The organism is Mucilaginibacter sp. P4_C11 (assembly GCF_056402115.1).
The window spans coordinates 24,181-42,490 of sequence record NZ_JBFUIA010000006.1 but is presented as its reverse complement, the minus strand read 5'-3'; the positions used below and the strand labels follow the sequence as shown (position 1 = coordinate 42,490).

Sequence of the window (18,310 nt, the reverse complement as noted above, 5' to 3'; positions counted from 1 at the left end):
TGAGTATGATCAAGAGTAACAAAAAAAACCAGATGAACAGTTTAATTCTATTTATAATGCTGATAGGCTCGCTACTGGGCTGCGGCAAAAAATCGCCAACAACAGATGACGGCGGCACCACCCCACCCCCAACCAATACCGACCCTGCACAATACGGCACCCCTTTTACCGGCGTGCCCGCAACCAAGGATATTGTGATGTACGAGGTGAATTTAAAAACCTACTCGCCGGTTGGCTTAAGTAGCGCGATGGCCCGCTTAGATTCTATCAAAGCGCTTGGCGTTAACGTGGTATGGCTGATGCCAACCTACCCGGTAGGGGTGCTTAAAGCTTCAGGATCGCCCTACGCGGTTAAGGATTACACGGCTGTAAATTCCGATTTTGGCACACTGGATGACTTGCGGGCTTATGTGGCCAAAGCGCATACGCTGGGTATAGCCGTTATATTGGATTGGGTAGCCAACCACACCTCATGGGATAATGCCTGGATCCAGAATAAAGACTGGTACCAGCAGGATGCATCGGGTAATATCATTATTCCGCCAGGCACAAACTACGCTGATGTTGCCGCTTTAAATTACAACAACACCAGCATGCGTGCCGCCATGATCAAGGCCATGAAATACTGGGTGTATACTGCCAATATCGACGGCTACCGCTGCGATTTTGCCGATAATATCCCTAATGATTTCTGGGTACAGGCAATAGATACTTTAAATAAAATTACCACCCATAAACTGATCTATTTAGCTGAGGGCACCAAAGGCCCCGAAATAAGCGCGGGTTTCCAGATGAATTTTGCGTTCAGCTATTACGGTACACTTAAAACCTTATTTGCAGGCACATCCAACCCATCGGCCCTATTCTCAACAAACACTGCCGAAAAAGCTTCGCTACCGGCCAATGGTATTAAGTTAAGGTATATTACCAACCATGATAATGCCTCGTCAGATGGCAGCACCATCAGCGAGTATAAAGGCAAGCAGGGTGCACTGGCCGCGTTTGTTTTGGCAGCCTATATGGATGGTGTGCCATTGATATACAGCAGCCAGGAAGTTGGCTATCCAAATTCCATCAACTTTTTTAACAACGTAAAGGTAGATTATACCGCCAACCCGGATATGATTGCCGAATACAAAAAGATTATAGCCTTCCGCCAGGCGCACGAGGCTGTTAAAACAGGAACATTAACCGCTTATAACGATAATGATATTGTATCCTTCGAGAAAAAGACGGCAGCGGATGATGTATTGGTCCTGGTAAATTCAAAAAACAGCAGCATTACCTACGCCGTTCCGGCTGCCTTACAAGGCACCACCTGGACAAATGGTTTTACCAAAGCCAACATCACATTAGGCACTCAATTAACCATACAGCCATATCAATACCTGGCGCTCAAAAGATAACTTCTTGTTTACTTTTTATATCAAAGGGCAGCTTGGTCTCTGATCCCTTTGGGTTTTGTAAATCACCGCGCGATGCGGTGATTTACTTTTAAAGGGGGAAGGGTATTATAGCTCCCCCACATCTGATAACAACAATATATAACTGGTACTTCTGCCTCCGCCTGTTTCTTTTTCAAGTATCCCTTTTTCAACCAAATCCTGTATATCCCTTAAAGCGGTGTCTGCCGAACATTTGGCCATTTTCGCCCATTTGGAACTTGTTAACTTGCCAAAAAAATCATCCAATAATGTGCCGATCATTTGCCGCTGGCGACTATTCAAAGCCGTATTTCCGTGACGCTCCCAAAAGTTAAAGCGGCTAAAAACACCCGATAAAGTTTGTACAGTACTATCCATCGCACGGTCAAGGCAATCGAGGAACCAACTGATCCATTCAGTGATATCCAAATCTCCCTTTTGCGTTTTTTCCAATAGATTATAGTAAACAGACTTTTCTTTTAAGATCTGCGCCGACATGCTGTAAAATCGTTGCGGGCTATTATCGGCACGTGCCAACTGCATATCGGTTAACGCCCTGGCAATCCTTCCATTGCCATCGTCAAATGGATGAATAGTAACAAACCATAAATGCGCTATAGCGGCTTTAATTACCGGATCAAGGTCATTTTGCCCGTTAAACCAATTCAAAAACAAAATCATTTCTTGTGGAAGCAATGTTGCGTCAGGGGCTTCAAAATGAATTTTCTCTTTTCCTATTGCCCCGGATACTACCTGCATCGGCCCGGCATCGGGTGTTCGCCAGGCTCCTACTGTTATTTTGTGCATGCCGGTCCTCCCGGTAGGGAACAGGGCTGCATGCCATCCGTATAACCGGTCGTCTGTTAAAATTTCGTTATAATGCTGTGTGGCATTAAGCATCATTTCTACCACGCCTTCAACATCCCTGCTTGCATTAACGGGGTGAGTTAAATTAATTCCAAGCCTGCGGGCTATTGATGACCGCACCTGGTCGGTGCTAAGCAGTTCCCCTTCAATTTCGCTCGATTTTGTTACATCAAGCGTTAAAGTATCCAACAACGCGTGCTCCTTTAACTTAAAGCCCAAAGCGTTCATCTGGCCAAGTATGAGGCCCTGCCGATGTCGCACATTCCCCAGTTGAGGCAGCACAAATTCCGCATCCCAGGTAAAATCTGGCCAGGCCTTTAGTTGATGTATATACATATTTACCGCATATTTGCGGTAAATATAACATTTATTTGCCGCAAATATGCGGCGAATAAAATACATAATCGCCGCATTTGATTCTTCAAGGCATCCTTCAGTCCTCCATCCGATACTCCGCCTGGTGCAAAACCGGGAATTTAACCGAGTTGGCTATAAAGCATAATTTGTTAGCCTCGTGGTGCAACTCATCCGCCCTGGCCTGCATAGTGGCTTCTTTAAGGGTAATCACCGGCTTTAATATTACTTCGGTAAAATAGCCGCCGCCGTCGCTGGTTTCAACCATAGTACCTTCTGCGTTATCTTCATACGCGATTACCACCACGCCCGCCACCGAACACAAGTGCAGGTACCACAGCATGTGGCAGGCAGCTACTGATGAAAGCAACAGGTCTTCTGGACTATAACGGGATTTATCCCCCCTGAAACTTGGATCTGAGGAGCCTGAAATATCCTGCTTACCATCAATGCTGATGGTGTGGGCACGTTCATATGATCTATAATCTTTGGTTCCGGCACCGGTATTACCTGTCCAGGTGATGGTGGTTTTATAGTGATGATCTTTCATGATCTAATATCACCATAAAAATAAACACCCCTAAATAAAATTACAGATTGGTCATCTTTAAAGATGCCTCATAGTAACGTTGGCCGGTATCAGGATATTTTTTTAACAGATCATCAATCTCCTGCAAATCCGCAGCCGATAGTTTCACATCAACAGCTCCAGCGTTTTCCTGCAGGTATTTGCGTTTTTTAGTGCCGGGGATAGGGATGATATCATCGCCTTGTGCCAGCACCCAACCTAAAGCTAATTGTGCAGGTGCAACATTTTTTTGCTGTGCCAGGGCAGCAAATTCGTGGGCAAGTTTTTGGTTATTGTCCCAGTTGTCCTCGTTAAAACGGGGCAGTGTTTTGCGAAAATCGCCATCGGCAAGTCCTTCTTTATTTAGGGCATTGGTTACCAGGCCGCGCGATAGCGGGCTATAAGGCACCAATGAAATATTTAGTTCGCGCAGTACCGGTAATATTTCGTTCTCTACATCGCGGGTAAGCAATGAATACTCGCTTTGCAGGGCAGCAATAGGATGCACAGCGTGTGCTTTACGGATACTTGCAGCCGATGCTTCTGATAAACCAAGGTAACGTACCTTGCCTTCCTTAACTAATTCGGCCATGGCTCCTACCATTTCCTCCACAGGCACATTGGGATCAATGCGATGCGCGTAGTATAAATCGATGGTATCAATATTTAGTCGTTTGAGGCTTTGCTCAACGGCTGTTTTCATATAGGCCGGCGAGGCATCGAAATAAACATTCGAGGTGCCACTACCTGCATAAGGGGCGTTTACATCCCGCACCCTGAAACCAAATTTGGTAGCTATAAATACTTTATCGCGGTTTTGTTTCAGTACTTTGGCTATCAGCTCTTCGTTTTTGCCGTTGGCATACATATCGGCAGTATCCCAAAAGTTAATGCCGAGGTCGAGCGCCAGGTTTAACGTGGCCAATGATTCGTCATTATCTATCGGCCCATAGGCGAAACTCATGCCCATACAGCCTAAGCCAATGGCCGATAGTTTCTCGCCGGTATTCCCTAAATTTCTGTATTTCATAGGTATTATGTTTTTGTTGATACAAATTTAAACAACCTGCAAAGCGATGCGGTTATACGTATCAAACTAAATATTACGAAATTCAAACAGCTAACGTTAAGTCAAAAGTCTTTAGCCGGAAGTATAAAGTCATTTTTTGTTTGCTTTACATGCAAAGGTAAGTCCAGATAGAACACTCGTTTAAAACCCTTGCTTTTGCCACAGAAATTCTTGCTCAAAAAAAAACGCGACCAGGCAAAGCCCGATCGCGTCTTTTTTACCAGGAGGTAAAAATTATTTTTTACCTGAAGCAGCTTCCTGCTCAGCCTGGCGTAATGCACGTGAAGTAGTTACAGACACGATAGTATCTTCCTGTGCATTGGTAATAGTTAAGTTTGGCAATTTAATTTCGGCCACTTTTACTGATTTACCAACTTCCAAAGCTGCAATACTTACTTCAATAGCATCTAAATGATCTTTAGGTAATGCTTTGATGCGCAGTTTCCTTAGTTTTTGAACTAATTTACCACCCACTTTAACACCTGGCGAAGTTCCGGTTAATTTAACAGGGATTTCGATAGCGATAGGCTTTTTCTCGTCAAGCAACAAAAAGTCTACGTGGATAATTTGTTCAGTTAAAGGGTGAAACTGCAAATCTTTAATAATAGCCTGTGATTTAACACCAGCAACTTCAAGATCGATGAAATGAACAACCGGAGTGTAAACTACGGCTCTCAAATCAGCTGCGGACACTGAAAAGTGGGTTTGGGTTGGCCCACCGTAAAGTACTGCAGGCACTAAGCCTTGGTAACGCAGTTCTTTAGCGTCTCTTTTCCCTACGTTCTCTCTTGGAGAACCGCTAATAGCAATTGATTTCATTGTTTTTATTTTATTATTTATTTATTAAGTCCTTGGTCAATAGACCATGGATTTGCTTTATTCATTCAATATACGTTCACCGCCATGGACTATCAACCATTGGCTATGGACATACTACTTAATCTACCTTAAACAGCTGGCTTATCGAGCCGTGCTCGTTTACATTACTTATCGCTTTTGCAAACAATTCAGCAGTTGATAATACTTTAATTTTAGGGCTTTGGTGCTTCAGCGGTATAGTATCAGTAACTATCAGTTCGGTTAATACCGAGTTTTCGATAGTTTCGTAAGCTTTACCAGATAATACGGGGTGCGTGCAAACCGCGCGTACGCTGCGTGCACCACGTTCCATAATTAAGCCTGCGGCTTTGGCCAGTGTACCGGCGGTATCGCAAATATCATCAATCAATACAATATCCTGGTCGGTTACGTCGCCAATCAAGGTCATTGATTCAATTTCGTTGGCGCGTTTACGGCGTTTGTCGCAAATTACAACCTCGGCATTAAAAAACTTAGCAAAACTGCGTGCCCTGTATGAGCCGCCCATATCCGGCGATGCAATGGTTAAATTACCAAGGCCAAGGCTTTTGATGTAAGGCACAAAAATAATAGAAGCATCCAGGTGATCAACCGGAACATCAAAAAACCCCTGTATCTGCGCTGCGTGCAAATCCATGGTCATGATGCGGTTAATACCCGCTGCAACCAGTAAATTGGCTACCAGTTTAGCGCTAATAGCTACACGGGGTTTGTCTTTCCTGTCCTGACGTGCCAAACCAAAATACGGGATAACCGCGTTTACATAATGCGACGATGCACGGCGGGCGGCATCAATCATCATCAGCAATTCTATCAGGTTATCATTAGGCTGGTGGGTACTTTGTATCAGGAATACATCGCATCCCCTTACAGTTTCATTAAAATGTGGTTGAAATTCGCCATCACTAAAACGTGAAAGTACTACATCGCCCAATTCGCGGCCATAGGCTTCAGCAATTTTTTGCGCCAGTGCTTTTGAGCCCGAACCTGCAAATAATTTAACCGGATTAAATTGTAATGGCATTTTTTTGAATTTTGAATTTCGGATGTTCGATTTCGGATTTGGTTAATTTTCAATTGCTTATCAAGCCAAAATAAAATGAACCAGGCCGTTAACAACCCCCTAAAATACAATTCGGACCTCGATTTTCTAAAACGGAATAAATCCGAAATCAAAAATTCGAAATCCGAAATTTCTTGTTGCCCGACCAGGATTCGAACCTAGACAAACGGTACCAAAAACCGTCGTACTACCATTATACTATCAGGCAATCTCCCTGGATGTTTTATTCTCCGAAAAGGAATGCAAATATAAGACGATTTTTTAACTCTCAAAACAGAATTTGAAAAAAGTATTTACAAGCCTGTTTTACAGCTAAAAATGATTAAAAAGAGTTAGCGCAAGGCGTTTGGTTTCGGCATCATAATAGTTTTTTGCTAATTTCGGCTCAATTAAGCCTTTTGCTACACGAAAGTACCTGACATGAATTACACTAAGATCAACAATATTTTTGGCTGGATAGCCTTTGTTATCGCTACCGTTACCTACATTTTAACGCTCGAACCATCGGCCAGCTTTTGGGATTGCGGCGAATTTATAGCCTGTATCTTCCGCATGCAGGTAGCTCACCAGCCCGGCGCTCCGTTATTTACCATGATAGGTAAAGTATTTACGCTGCTATCTATGGGCGATAACACCAAGGTTGCCTACTGGGCTAATATGGCCTCGGCATTGGCCAGCGGCGCAACTATCCTGTTTTTATTTTGGACGGTTACCGCGCTTGCTAAAAAAATACTGGTAAAAAAAGCCGAAGATATTAATATCGCCAGCCTGATCATTATTATAGGTTCGGGTTTGGTTGGTGCTTTGGCCTATGCATGGTCAGATACGTTTTGGTTTTCGGCGGTTGAATCTGAAGTTTACGCGCAATCTTCTTTATGTACAGCCATAGTTTTTTGGGCCATATTAAAATGGGATGCCCATGCCGATGAACCCAACGCCAACCGCTGGATTGTTTTTATTGCCTATATCATGGGCCTATCAATAGGCATTCACCTGTTAAATCTGCTGGTAATACCGGCAATAGCTTTAGTAATCTATTTCCGCAAGGCAAAAGCCATAACCGTCCAGGGTACGCTACTGGCATTTTTTGCCGGAGTGGTATCAGTAGCTTTTGTTTTATGGGGCGTTATCCAGTTTACGGTTAAAGGCGCGGCCTTCTCCGATCTGTTTTTTGTAAACACCCTGGGTATGGGCTTCGGCAGCGGCGCTATCGCATTTTTTGTTTTGCTGGTGGGCACCATTGCTTTTGGCATTTATTATACTATTAAACAATCGCAGCCCGCCATTATAGCTTCGGCGGTGTGCTTTATATTGGCGCTAGGTATCAGTACCGGCATTATTGGCGCAGTTATTGGCATAGGTATTTTGGCCTTGCTGGAGTACGGGATTAAAATTCGTGAAAAACGATTTGCCCTCAATAGCTTTTTTGTGTGCCTTTTATTTATCCTGTTTGGCTACAGCTCATTTGTGATGATAGTAGTGCGTGCCAAGGCCGACCCGAACCTGAATAACAGCGATCCGCAGGATGCTTTTGCACTCAACAGCTACTTAAACCGCGATCAGTACGGCGATACACCTTTATTATACGGCCAGTTTTTTGATTCTACCCCTACCGAGCAAACCGAAGGCGCCAAAATTTACCGCCGCGGCAAAACCCAGTACGAGGTTGCAGGCAAAAAGCTGACGACCGTTTATGATCGTAATACCATTTTCCCGCGTATGTTTAGCGATAAGGGCGGCCATGCGCAGTTTTACCGTGCATGGAGCAAGCTGGCCGATGGCGAAAAACCTACATTTGCTACCAACCTGGGCTTTTTTGGCACCTGGCAGGTTAACCAGATGTATACCCGCTATTTCCTGTGGAATTTTGTTGGCCGTACCAATGATCTTGACGGCCAAACCAGCAACAGCGGCGCAGATGGCAACTGGATAAGCGGCTGGAATTTTAACAAGCCATTGCCTGCCGAGGTTACCCAAAGCAAAAGCTATAACCGGTTATTCTTTTTACCATTAATAATTGGACTGGTGGGCTTGTTCTTCCATTTTAAAAACGATCAGAAAAACGCAGGTGTGGTGTTGGTTCTATTCTTTTTTACTGGTTTAGCCATTGTACTTTACCTAAACCAGGACCCCTTACAGCCACGCGAACGTGATTATGCTTACGCCGGATCGTTTTATGCCTTTGCCATTTGGATTGGGCTTGGTGTTATGGGCATAGCCGAACTTTTAAGAAAAGTAATTGATGCTAAAACCAGCGGAATTGTTGCAACCTTGGTTTGTTTATTAGCTGCTCCCGTTTTAATGGCCAGCCAGGAGTGGGACGACCATAACCGGTCGACCAAGCTTACACCGCATGATATGGCCTACAACTACCTGAATTCCTGCGCGCCAAATGCTATTTTGTTTACTTATGCCGATAATGACACCTACCCGCTTTGGTATATACAGGAAGTTGAAAATGTAAGGCCCGATGTACGCATCGTCAATTTAAGCTTGCTGGGTACCGATTGGTATATCCGGGGCATGAAACATAAGATGAATGAATCGGAGCCTTTGCCAATTACGATGCCCGACGATAAATTTAAAGCGGGTGTACGCGATGTAGTTTATTTAAGCGACAAAAATCTGCCGGGCTCAACCGAGTTAAAGGATGTTTTTGATTTTATTACTTCGGATGATAAAGCAACCATGGTTGAATATGGTAATGGCGATGTAGGCAACTACCTGCCAACCAAAAAATTCAAAATAACAGTTAATGCAGACGATGTGGTAAAAACAGGAACAGTGCCTGCCACCCAAAAGGACCAGATAGCGCCCGAAATGGATTGGACATTTAACGGCAAATATGTAACCAAGGATATTTTGGCCATGATGGATATTTTGGCCCACAATAACTGGCAAAGGCCAATTTATTTTGCTACCACTGTGCCTGATGAAAACCTGATAGGTCTTGGCAAATATTTGTATAGCGAAGGTTTTGCAAACCGCCTGATGCCGTTAAAAGTGGATACTGCTGCAAACCCCGCCGATTTGATTAACACCCCGGTAATGTATCATAACATGATGACCCAATACAAATGGGGCAACATGAAAACAGCCAGCTATCTTGATCATGAATCAAACACCATGTTTTACCCACTTATTTCGAGGTTATACTCCAGCCTGGCCGATAACCTGTTAAAAGAAGGGAAACCCGACCTGGCTAAAAACGCGCTAAAGAAATACGACGAGGTAATGCCGGAAACCATCCCGAATACCGAGATAGCTATCCGTAAATATTACCTGATTGAAACCGCTTATCGCTTGGGCGAGACCCAGATGGCCAACAAACTGGCCAACCTGGTTGATGCCTACGTAACCAACCTGCTGGCTTATAATTTAACACTGCTGCAAAGCGGCGATACCACGCTGGAGAGCCGCGATATCCAATACTCGATGTCGATGCTAAATGGGCTGGTAGAATTTACCAAAACCTACAAACAGCCACAGCTACAAGCCAAATTTGACGCGCAGTTTAAGGATTACGAGAAAAAATTAGGCATGGGTACGGGGAAATAGAATTAAGAATTTAAATGGGCTGTCATGGTGAGCCCGTCGAACCATAGCGGGCAAAGGCCTCTCCGCGCGAGTCTTCGACAGGCTCAGACTGACAGGCCTCCCTTACCTTAAAGACCGAATACGTTAAAAATAGACGCTCTTGTAACAAAAAAGGGATTATACCAAAAAAAGCGGCAATTGCCGCTTTTTTTGGTATATGTTATTCAAGTCCAAAAACTATCCCTCGTTCACTACTCCCATCGAACAGAATTTTTCGATGCGTTCGTTAACCAGTTCGGTAACGTCTTTTTCTTTGAGGATTTTAAGATCTTTTAGTAATTGTTTTTTAAGCGTGGCAGCCATAGCTACTGGATCCTGGTGGGCACCGCCAAGGGGCTCTTTAATAACGCCATCTATCAGTTTGTTTTTTAGCATTTCTGTAGATGTCAGTTTTAACACTTCGGCAGCACGTTCTTTATTTTCCCAGGTTTTCCAAAGGATGGTTGAGCAATTTTCCGGCGAAATAACCGAATACCAGGAATTATCCAGCATCATTACTTTATCGCCAATACCTATACCTAATGCGCCACCTGATGCACCTTCGCCTATGATAACGCAGATGATAGGTACTTTAAGTATCGACATTTCTAACAGGTTACGGGCTATGGCTTCGCCTTGTCCGCGTTCTTCGGCTTCCAGGCCGGGGAAAGCTCCGGGGGTGTCAATTAATGTAACAACGGGCTTGTTGAATTTCTCGGCCATTTTCATCAGCCTGAGGGCCTTGCGGTAGCCTTCGGGGTTAGCCATACCAAAGTTACGGTACTGGCGCTCTTTGGTGTTGCGCCCTTTTTGCTGGCCTATAAACATCACTGTTTGGCCATTTAATGTTCCAAAACCACCAATGATGGCTTTATCATCGCCAACTGTACGGTCGCCGTGCAATTCAATAAAATCATCGCACATCAGCTCAATATATTGCAAGGTATAAGGCCTTTCGGGGTGGCGGGAAATTTGTACCTTTTGCCAGCCGTTTAGGTTGCCGTATATTTCTTTTTTTGCACTTTCCAGTTTGGCTTCCAGTTCTGCAACTGTTGCCGACATATCCAGCTTGTTTTTATCTTCAACCTGCTTCACCTTTTCAATCTGCTGCATCAGTTCGGCAAGGGGTTTTTCAAAATCAAAAGTTATTTTCATACACTTTATTTGGGGCCGCTAAATTAAACAAAACCATCGGCAAATTTATCAATTATGATTTTGCAAAGTTTCCAGCTTTTTTATCTGGGCCGGCGATAGCAGTTTCCAGGTATTGTAACAGGCAACTAAAATGGCATCCCGCAGTTCGCCGTAGTACAAGCCCGAACGGTTTCCATAAAAAATGATGCTGCCTTCGTCGGTTCCTTTGCTTAGCAAATCATCCAGCTTCTTTTCATTGGTAACAATAAACCCGCCCATTTCAATTCGTTTACGCTTCAGCTCTTTAGCTATAGCTTCAATCTTAGTAATTTGTATGGGGCTAAGGGCTGCCTCCTTTTTAAACTGTATAGCCACATCGGGCATTGGGTAATGGTTCAGCAACGCCACCGGCGGCATACCATAAATATCATCTCCTTTTAACAATGCCGAATACTGCACATCTGTTAAAGTTTTAACCGGCGATTTTTTCAAGGTGCTATCGGGCGTTTGTGCCACAATTCCGCTATATGTAAACAGCGTTATTATAAATACAGGTATTGTTTTTAGCATAGATGGTGCAGTTTATGAAAAATCCACAATAACTGGGCCATTGACCTTCTAATTTCTTAAATTGCAGCAGTAGTTATGAAATACGATACGCCCGATAATCAAACCGAAATCCTGCCTAATATCCTTGGTTTAAAGTCAGTCGAAAAAGTTTTCTTGTCGGAATTTAACGGCTTTTTTGAGGCCGAATTGATACTTACAGAGTCGCTAACTAAAAGGACAAAATTTAATATTAAGTATATTAACAACATCCATAAAATAGCCTTAGGACATTTATATACATTTGCCGGCAAATATCGCGATGTAAATCTATCTAAGGGAGGTTTTCCTTTTCCGGCAGCTCGCTTTCTTCATGAGAGTATGTTAATGTTCGAGCGCGATATTCTCGTTAAGTTACGCAATACTTATAATAACCAAACCGAATTGATTAAAGATATAGCCATTGTGCATGGTGAGTTGTTATTCATACATCCTTTCAGAGAAGGAAATGGGCGAACAGCTCGAATATTGGCTAATTTGATGGCAAGAAAACAAGGCTACAATGCCTTACAATTCGAAAAAATTAGCGAAAAAGAGTTTGAATTTTACGTAGCAGCAGTTCAACAATCAGCCGAAAAGAGATATGACAAGATGGAAGAATTTATCACATCTATTTTCCCTGCTTAGTCTCTACCCTCTTTAATGAGGCGGCAGCATCTTCTTCAGAGATATGAATTCCTTCAATTTTAAAAGAAGCAATCATCGACTTTAAAATTTCCTGACGTAAAGAAGCGCTGGGCTTTACTATCTTACCGATCTTCGATTTCATAATATAAAGATAAAAAAACATTTCACTAAAACGAAACGTTCCCGGCTTCCTATTCCACCTTTACCACCTTTGTTCGTGCCGAAATCCCGTTTTCATTAAAGGCCTCTATTTGGAAATAGTAAGGTAAATCCCTATCCATCCCGCTAAAATAAAATTCGTTTTTGCCGTACACTATCATGTTATTGTACAGTTTATCGGGCGCTATGCCAAAATAAATAGTGTAGCCGGTGGCGTTATCATTAGGTTTCCATTTAAGCCAGGAGTTGCGGCGCTCGCTATCGCCACGCAACACAATCAGGTTTTGAACGGTATCGGGTTTTGCGCCTGCTCCTTTACCAAACACCCGGAAGCCCGATAGCGCAAACTTTCCAGATGGCATGTGCAGGTTTACCATTTTCAGGTAACGCGCCTTTGCGGGTGTTTTTAGTTCGATATAATCATGCGGTACATCTTTTTTGTTTTGGCTTTTGTCAATCAAAGGTTTCCATATTTTTCCATCTACGGATGAATAAACTATATACTGGTGATAAACACCCATTGATTTACCCATAAACGTGGCATCCTGGTCGGCATAGTTAATTTGCACCGCGTTGATGGTGCTTGTTTCGCCCAGGTCGGTTTTAAACCATTCGCCTTTGCTGGCAGTTTTGGCGCTCCAATAGGTTTTAATATCCTCGTCAACCGCGTTATTGGCGTAATAAGCGCCCAGGGTTGATGATACTTCTACCGGCTTATTATAGTTAAGTATCATCCAGCCGGTAAAGTTGCTTTGCAGGTGGTCTTCGGCACCGGTGGCCAAATATTGGGGATAATCGCCATAGGCGGTGTTGCAATACAGCGTTCCGTCTTTATCAAAACCGGCAGGCCAAAAGCCAATACGGCGTTCAAAGTTATTTTTCACCGAAATACCCATGGTGCTGATATGCCAGTAATTACCAAACTTATCGGCCCAGGTTGCCCCATGCCCTGCTCCTTTTGCAAAGCCGCCGGGCTTGTACGAGAACGGATTGTGCTTTTGATAGGTGAACGGACCAAGCGGCTTATCGCCCACAAAAACGCCATCCCCATAGCCGCTTTGTTCGGTACCGGGGGCTCCAAACTGTAGGTAGTATTTACCGTTGTGCTTGTTCATCCAGGAGCCTTCAATAAAGGGCAGCAAAAACACGTTATCATTATGCTCGCCAAATCGTTCCCAGCCATGTTTCTCGGGATCCAGCTTAACCATTTCTTTTTTGGGGCCTATAGGTTCAAAAGTTTTCCTGTCAATCTCCTGCCCGTAAAGCGGCAGGGTGTTGCTCGATCCATGGTAAATGTAAACCCGGCCATCATCATCGGCAAACATACCAGGGTCCCAGGCGCCTACTTTAAAATAGTCTTTAGCAGCTTTCCAATCATCTTTGGTAGGGTTAGTACTCATCCACAGCGTAAAATCCTTATTATACGTTGATCCTATTACCAGCAAGGTATCGCCTAAAACTAATGTTGCAGGCGCGCAAAGTTCATCGCCGGCAACCTGGTTGTAGGGGCGTACAAATTTGCGGTATACAAAATTCCAGTTCAGCATATCATCACTCCACCAGTAACCAAACTGGTTTGTGCTGAACAGGTAATATTTACCTTTAAACAAGGTCATGGTTGGGTCGGCAGTGGCGCGGTGTTTGCCCCAGCTTGCAAAACTATCAAAGGGTGTATAACCATAATCAAGGTTAAGGGGGTTGCAATAAGTTAACCTTTTGGTTTGCGCGCCTGCATCCCGCAGGAAAAAGCAAAGCAATAGTATCAGTAAAATACGGGCAGCTATCTTCATCATATATGCACTGGTTTATATAGGTAATAACAGGATGCTAATATCTGTTTTTAAACAACAATTAAAAGATGGCTTACTACTACATTTACTGCACAAAAGCGCCCGGTTTGGCTAAAAGCTTGCCTAAACCCGGCAACCAATGCTTAAAAGCGTAAACTTTTTATTATTGTGTGTTAAAAACACAATTAATTTGTAGATTCATGGCGTAAACCAATTTGTACCAAAATCCAGTTTTATGAAAAAGAGATTCCTGCTGCTTTTCATTGTGCAATTATTTTTTTGCGCCGCTTCATTCGCGCAATACCCCAAAATGAATAAGCTGCTTTACGGCGTAGCTTATTACGATGAATATATGCCTTACGAGCGCCTTGACAAAGACGTGCAGATGATGAAGGAGGCCGGCATAAACGTAGTACGAATTGCCGAAAGTACCTGGAGCACCGTTGAACAGCAGGATGGTGTTTTTGATTTTACCCATATAGACAGGGTGCTGGCCGCCATGCAAAAAGGTGGCATCAAAGTGATTGTCGGCACCCCCACTTATGCCATCCCAACTTGGATGGCCAAAAAACATCCCGAAATTTTAGCTATTACACCACAGGGCCAAAACCAATACGGACCAAGGCAAAATATGGATATTACCAATACCGATTTCAGGATGTATGCCGAGCGGGTGATCCGCAAAATAATGGAGCATGTGAAAGATAATCCCGCAGTTATTGGTTACCAAATTGATAACGAAACCAAATCATACGGTACATCGGGCCCAAATGTGCAGGCGCTGTTTGTTAAATACATGCAGGCCAAATACAAAACGCTGGATAATATCAATCATATTTTCGGCCTGGATTACTGGAGCAACCGCATTAACGCATGGGAAGACTTTCCATCGATGAATAACACCATCAATGGTAGTTTATCATCTGAGTTTGCCAAGTTTCAGCGCCAGGTGGTTACCCAATATTTAGGCTGGCAGGCGGCCATTGTGCGCGAATACAAGCGGCCCGACCAATTCATTACCCAAAACTTCGACCTTGACTGGCGTAGCGCTTCCTTTGGTATCCAGCCCGAGGTTGACCATTTTGCGGCTGCCAAAGCTATGGATATTGCGGGGATAGACATCTATCACCCCAGCCAGGATAAGCTTACCGGCGCCGAGATTTCTTTTGGCGGCGATGTTGCCCGCTCCATGAAAGGCGGCAAAAATTATTTGACCATAGAAACCGAGGCCCAAGGGTTTGCCCAATGGACACCATACCCCGGACAATTGAGGTTACAGGCTTTCAGCCACCTGGCTTCGGGCGCCAATATGGTAGGCTACTGGCCATGGCACTCTATCCATAACTCAGCCGAAACCTATTGGAAAGGGTTATTAAGCCACGATTTTGAACCCAACCCGGTTTACAACGAAGCTAAAACCATCGGTAAGGATTTTGACCGGTTGAGCCCGAAACTCATCAATCTGAAAAAGAAAAACGATGTGGCTATACTATTCAGCAACGAGGCACTTACAGCCTTTAAAGCTTTTGGTTTTGGATGGGGAGTACGCACCGGCTACAACGAGGTATTGCGCCAACTATACGATGGCCTGTACCACATGAACGTAGGCTGCGATTTTGTTGACCCTACGAGCCAAAACATCGAAAATTATAAATTACTGGTAGTACCGGTTTTATATGTGGCGCCCGATAGTTTGTTACAACGCCTTAACCGCTATGTGAAAAACGGCGGCCACATCATCTACACCTTTAAAAGTGGCTTCAGCGACGAAAATGTTAAAGTGCGCACTACTCACCAACCCGGCATAATAAACGAAGCATTAGGAATTTACTATAGCCAATTTACGGTGCCCGAAAACGTGGGTTTAAAAGGTGATGATTTTAACCTGAAACCGGAAGATAAAAAGCTTAATACTTGGATGGAACTCATTACCCCTAACACTGCAAAGGTACTGGCCTATTATGACCACCCGGTTTGGGGCAAATACGCGGCTATTACCGAAAACACATACGGCAAAGGCCTGGCAACTTACATTGGCTGCGTTACAACAAGCGCCGTTACCGATAAAATACTGGCCGACGCGGTTAAAAAAGCAGGCCTTTGGGGTACCGACCAGCAATTGGCTTTCCCGATAATTACCAAGTATGGCGTAAACCAGGCGGGTAAAACGGTACATTATTATTTCAACTATTCCGATAAAGAAGCAAGCTTCACTTATCCTTACGGAAACGGCAAGGAATTATTTTCAGGAGCAAGTGTGACCAGTAACTCTGCTATGCAGTTGGAACCTTGGGGGATGAAAATTGTGGAGGTGAATTGAGGGTAATTTTGTCTGAACCTGGATTAAACAGATTCTCCAGATTTTTCGGATTTTGATTTGACGAGACGACAACACCAAGCAAAAAACTTACGAAGTTTTTAAAACTTCGTAAGTTTAAATTAGAGAGCAATGTGCTTTAGAAATTAAAAGTCTCCCCCTTCAGGGGGAGATTTAGAGGGGGGCTACAACGCCCTCTTCAGCGTAAACGCAAACCTGCTGCCTGCCCCTATCTCGCTATCAACTTCGATGTGCCCGCTTTGGGCTTCAATAAAATCTTTGGCAATGGCAAGGCCAAGGCCGGTGCCGGTTTGGTCGGCGGTGGCGTTGGGTACTTTAAAGTAGCGCTCAAATAACCGCGACAAGTATTGCTCTTCTATCCCTTTACCATGATCTTTTACCGAAAATTCAATCTCGTCATTCTTATGTTTTTTAACGGTTAGCTCCACAACTGATTTTTCGTGGCTGTATTTTATGGCGTTTGATAACAGGTTGATAAGTACCCAGGTAGTTTTATCCAGGTCGGCATGTACCTCGGGCAGGGTATCGTCGCATTTTACTTTGATATTTACATGCTTTTGATCGGCGGTAAACTTGATGGCTTTTACCGCATAATCAACAATATTACGGGGATGTGTGCTGCCAAAGTTAAGCTGTAGCTTACCGGTTTCTACCTGTGCCATATCCAGCAGTTCGCCGGTTATTTGCAGCAGGCGGCGGGCATCATCGTCAATATTTTCCAGCAATTGCCTTTGCTCCGTATTCACGTTACCTATGCGGTCGTCCTCCAGTAATTTCAGGCTCATTTTAATGGATGATATGGGCGTTTTCAGTTCATGCGATATGGTGGCGATAAAATTGGTTTTGGCTTCATCCAGCTGCTGGTACTCGGTAATATTTTTAAGAATAATCACCTTACCTATCACTTTACTTTTGCTGCTCACGGATAATGAATCGCGGCTGTAAAAACTTTCGCGGTTATCGGCAAAAATCTTTAACCGTGGCTGTTCATTAATTAACAGGTTGCGCAGCAGGTCGTTCTCCAACGCTATATCTGGCGCGTACCGGCCAGTTAGCTGCTCGGTGGTCATGCCTATCAGGTTACATGCTACTTCGTTGGCAAATATGATAAACTGCTTTTCGTCTAAACCAATAATAGCATCGTGCATGGTATTAATAATAGTCTCTATCCGTTTTTTTTCAAACAGGATGCTGGCCAGGTTACTGTTCTCGTACTCATCCAGTTTCCGGGTCATATTATTAAAAGCCTGCCCCAATTCGCCAAACTCGTCATCGGAGTGAAAGTCTATCTGCTGGTGGTAATTACGGTTTGATACTTCTTTTATCCTTGCTGTTAATTCCTTTAAAGGATCGGCTATATAACCCGGAAAGTTTACTGCGAAAGTGAAAGCTATAGTGAACAATAAAAAAGCGCTCACGGCCACCAGCACATTTGCCCTGCTTGCCGTATCGGCAGCTATGGCATTTTTGCGGGAAATAGCATCCATGTTTAAATGCATAATACTATAAATAAGCCGGCGGGCATGGCTCCTTAAAGGCAGTTGCTCAACTATATTGTTATTATGCTGCTTTATTTGCGTGTAAACAAGTGTTAATGAATCTGTTAATTCCTGCTCGCCTTTTTCTGTAACATTGTGTTGCTGTAGTTTAAGGTTATTGTCGATAACCGCTATTTGTTTTAGCGAAAGCGCCTTATCATTTGCGTCGATAGCGTCCTGCATGTTTTGGGTAAACTGCAGGGTTTTATAATTATCCTTAAGTATTGCCCCGGCATCGGCCGACAGGCGATTAAGGAAGTAAACAGATAACCCGCAGCAGGTGAGCGCCAGTACAAACAAGAAACCGATGCCTGTACGGAGTTTATTTTTAATAGTCAT

General features: G+C 43.8%; 14 protein-coding genes and 1 tRNA gene. 4 read left to right on the top strand and 11 right to left on the bottom strand.

All coding sequences use genetic code 11. The features are described from left to right. Positions 1–32 precede the first annotated feature (32 nt). Complete coding sequence (locus tag AC1DU2_RS07140; RefSeq protein WP_477383523.1) at positions 33–1,406, top strand: alpha-amylase family glycosyl hydrolase; 1,374 nt, start codon at positions 33–35, stop codon at positions 1,404–1,406. A gap of 105 nt (positions 1,407–1,511) precedes the next feature. Here the strand turns inward: AC1DU2_RS07140 and AC1DU2_RS07135 are convergent, their stop codons facing one another. From AC1DU2_RS07135 to AC1DU2_RS07110, 6 genes are all read right to left on the bottom strand, one after another. Then, positions 1,512–2,627 carry a Fic family protein gene (locus tag AC1DU2_RS07135; RefSeq protein ID WP_477383522.1) on the bottom strand — a complete coding sequence of 372 codons (1,116 nt, stop codon included), beginning with the start codon at positions 2,625–2,627 and terminating at the stop codon, positions 1,512–1,514. A 97-nt stretch (positions 2,628–2,724) separates the two neighbouring features. After that, positions 2,725–3,195 (bottom strand): OsmC family protein, encoded by a 471-nt coding sequence (locus tag AC1DU2_RS07130; protein WP_477353993.1) that lies wholly within the window; start codon positions 3,193–3,195, stop codon positions 2,725–2,727. A gap of 40 nt (positions 3,196–3,235) precedes the next feature. After that, positions 3,236–4,243 (bottom strand): aldo/keto reductase, encoded by a 1,008-nt coding sequence (locus AC1DU2_RS07125; protein ID WP_477383521.1) that lies wholly within the window; start codon positions 4,241–4,243, stop codon positions 3,236–3,238. A 273-nt stretch (positions 4,244–4,516) separates the two neighbouring features. Beyond that, positions 4,517–5,101 (bottom strand): 50S ribosomal protein L25/general stress protein Ctc, encoded by a 585-nt coding sequence (locus tag AC1DU2_RS07120; protein ID WP_477383520.1) that lies wholly within the window; start codon positions 5,099–5,101, stop codon positions 4,517–4,519. Positions 5,102–5,219: 118 nt separating this feature from the next. Beyond that, positions 5,220–6,164, bottom strand: a complete 945-nt coding sequence (locus AC1DU2_RS07115) for a ribose-phosphate pyrophosphokinase (RefSeq protein WP_477353987.1) — start codon at positions 6,162–6,164, stop codon at positions 5,220–5,222. A 176-nt stretch (positions 6,165–6,340) separates the two neighbouring features. After that, a tRNA-Gln gene (locus AC1DU2_RS07110) sits at positions 6,341–6,411 on the bottom strand. Between the two features lie 212 nt (positions 6,412–6,623). Here AC1DU2_RS07110 and AC1DU2_RS07105 point away from each other — a divergent pair. Beyond that, positions 6,624–9,761, top strand: coding sequence for a glycosyltransferase family 117 protein (locus AC1DU2_RS07105; RefSeq protein ID WP_477383519.1), 3,138 nt, complete (start codon positions 6,624–6,626; stop codon positions 9,759–9,761). A gap of 216 nt (positions 9,762–9,977) precedes the next feature. On the opposite strand, the gene AC1DU2_RS07100 is transcribed toward AC1DU2_RS07105, so the two are convergent. Together AC1DU2_RS07100 and AC1DU2_RS07095 are read right to left on the bottom strand one after the other, a co-directional pair. After that, positions 9,978–10,934 (bottom strand): acetyl-CoA carboxylase carboxyltransferase subunit alpha, encoded by a 957-nt coding sequence (locus AC1DU2_RS07100; protein WP_477353983.1) that lies wholly within the window; start codon positions 10,932–10,934, stop codon positions 9,978–9,980. A gap of 48 nt (positions 10,935–10,982) precedes the next feature. Further along, on the bottom strand, positions 10,983–11,483 hold the full coding sequence (locus tag AC1DU2_RS07095; RefSeq protein WP_477353981.1) for a hypothetical protein: 501 nt from the start codon (positions 11,481–11,483) through the stop codon (positions 10,983–10,985). Positions 11,484–11,558: 75 nt separating this feature from the next. On the opposite strand from AC1DU2_RS07095, the gene AC1DU2_RS07090 reads away from it, so the two are divergent. Beyond that, positions 11,559–12,146: a Fic/DOC family protein gene (locus AC1DU2_RS07090; RefSeq protein WP_477383518.1), complete on the top strand. Its 588-nt coding sequence runs from the start codon at positions 11,559–11,561 to the stop codon at positions 12,144–12,146. Here AC1DU2_RS07090 and AC1DU2_RS07085 read toward each other — a convergent pair. Beyond that, positions 12,130–12,288, bottom strand: coding sequence for a hypothetical protein (locus tag AC1DU2_RS07085; protein ID WP_477353977.1), 159 nt, complete (start codon positions 12,286–12,288; stop codon positions 12,130–12,132). The two genes, AC1DU2_RS07090 and AC1DU2_RS07085, sit on opposite strands and share 17 nt — an antisense overlap. A 49-nt stretch (positions 12,289–12,337) precedes the next feature. After that, positions 12,338–14,098, bottom strand: coding sequence for a family 43 glycosylhydrolase (locus AC1DU2_RS07080; RefSeq protein WP_477383517.1), 1,761 nt, complete (start codon positions 14,096–14,098; stop codon positions 12,338–12,340). A 232-nt stretch (positions 14,099–14,330) separates the two neighbouring features. Between AC1DU2_RS07080 and AC1DU2_RS07075 the strand changes: the two genes are divergently transcribed. Continuing rightward, positions 14,331–16,415: a beta-galactosidase gene (locus AC1DU2_RS07075; RefSeq protein ID WP_477383516.1), complete on the top strand. Its 2,085-nt coding sequence runs from the start codon at positions 14,331–14,333 to the stop codon at positions 16,413–16,415. A gap of 182 nt (positions 16,416–16,597) precedes the next feature. Here the strand turns inward: AC1DU2_RS07075 and AC1DU2_RS07070 are convergent, their stop codons facing one another. Beyond that, positions 16,598–18,310 carry a HAMP domain-containing sensor histidine kinase gene (locus AC1DU2_RS07070; RefSeq protein WP_477383515.1) on the bottom strand — a complete coding sequence of 571 codons (1,713 nt, stop codon included), beginning with the start codon at positions 18,308–18,310 and terminating at the stop codon, positions 16,598–16,600.

What these genes read in the sequence shown, in the direction of transcription:
- AC1DU2_RS07080 (WP_477383517.1), bottom strand. Translation starts at nt 14,098, where the DNA reads ATGATGAAGATAGCTGCCCGTATTTTACTGATACTATTGCTTTGCTTT.
- AC1DU2_RS07140 (WP_477383523.1), top strand. Translation starts at nt 33, where the DNA reads ATGAACAGTTTAATTCTATTTATAATGCTGATAGGCTCGCTACTGGGC.
- AC1DU2_RS07125 (WP_477383521.1), bottom strand. Translation starts at nt 4,243, where the DNA reads ATGAAATACAGAAATTTAGGGAATACCGGCGAGAAACTATCGGCCATT.
- AC1DU2_RS07135 (WP_477383522.1), bottom strand. Translation starts at nt 2,627, where the DNA reads ATGTATATACATCAACTAAAGGCCTGGCCAGATTTTACCTGGGATGCG.
- AC1DU2_RS07100 (WP_477353983.1), bottom strand. Translation starts at nt 10,934, where the DNA reads ATGAAAATAACTTTTGATTTTGAAAAACCCCTTGCCGAACTGATGCAG.
- AC1DU2_RS07115 (WP_477353987.1), bottom strand. Translation starts at nt 6,164, where the DNA reads ATGCCATTACAATTTAATCCGGTTAAATTATTTGCAGGTTCGGGCTCA.
- AC1DU2_RS07075 (WP_477383516.1), top strand. Translation starts at nt 14,331, where the DNA reads ATGAAAAAGAGATTCCTGCTGCTTTTCATTGTGCAATTATTTTTTTGC.
- AC1DU2_RS07105 (WP_477383519.1), top strand. Translation starts at nt 6,624, where the DNA reads ATGAATTACACTAAGATCAACAATATTTTTGGCTGGATAGCCTTTGTT.
- AC1DU2_RS07130 (WP_477353993.1), bottom strand. Translation starts at nt 3,195, where the DNA reads ATGAAAGATCATCACTATAAAACCACCATCACCTGGACAGGTAATACC.
- AC1DU2_RS07120 (WP_477383520.1), bottom strand. Translation starts at nt 5,101, where the DNA reads ATGAAATCAATTGCTATTAGCGGTTCTCCAAGAGAGAACGTAGGGAAA.
- AC1DU2_RS07085 (WP_477353977.1), bottom strand. Translation starts at nt 12,288, where the DNA reads ATGAAATCGAAGATCGGTAAGATAGTAAAGCCCAGCGCTTCTTTACGT.
- AC1DU2_RS07070 (WP_477383515.1), bottom strand. Translation starts at nt 18,310, where the DNA reads ATGACTATTAAAAATAAACTCCGTACAGGCATCGGTTTCTTGTTTGTA.
- AC1DU2_RS07090 (WP_477383518.1), top strand. Translation starts at nt 11,559, where the DNA reads ATGAAATACGATACGCCCGATAATCAAACCGAAATCCTGCCTAATATC.
- AC1DU2_RS07095 (WP_477353981.1), bottom strand. Translation starts at nt 11,483, where the DNA reads ATGCTAAAAACAATACCTGTATTTATAATAACGCTGTTTACATATAGC.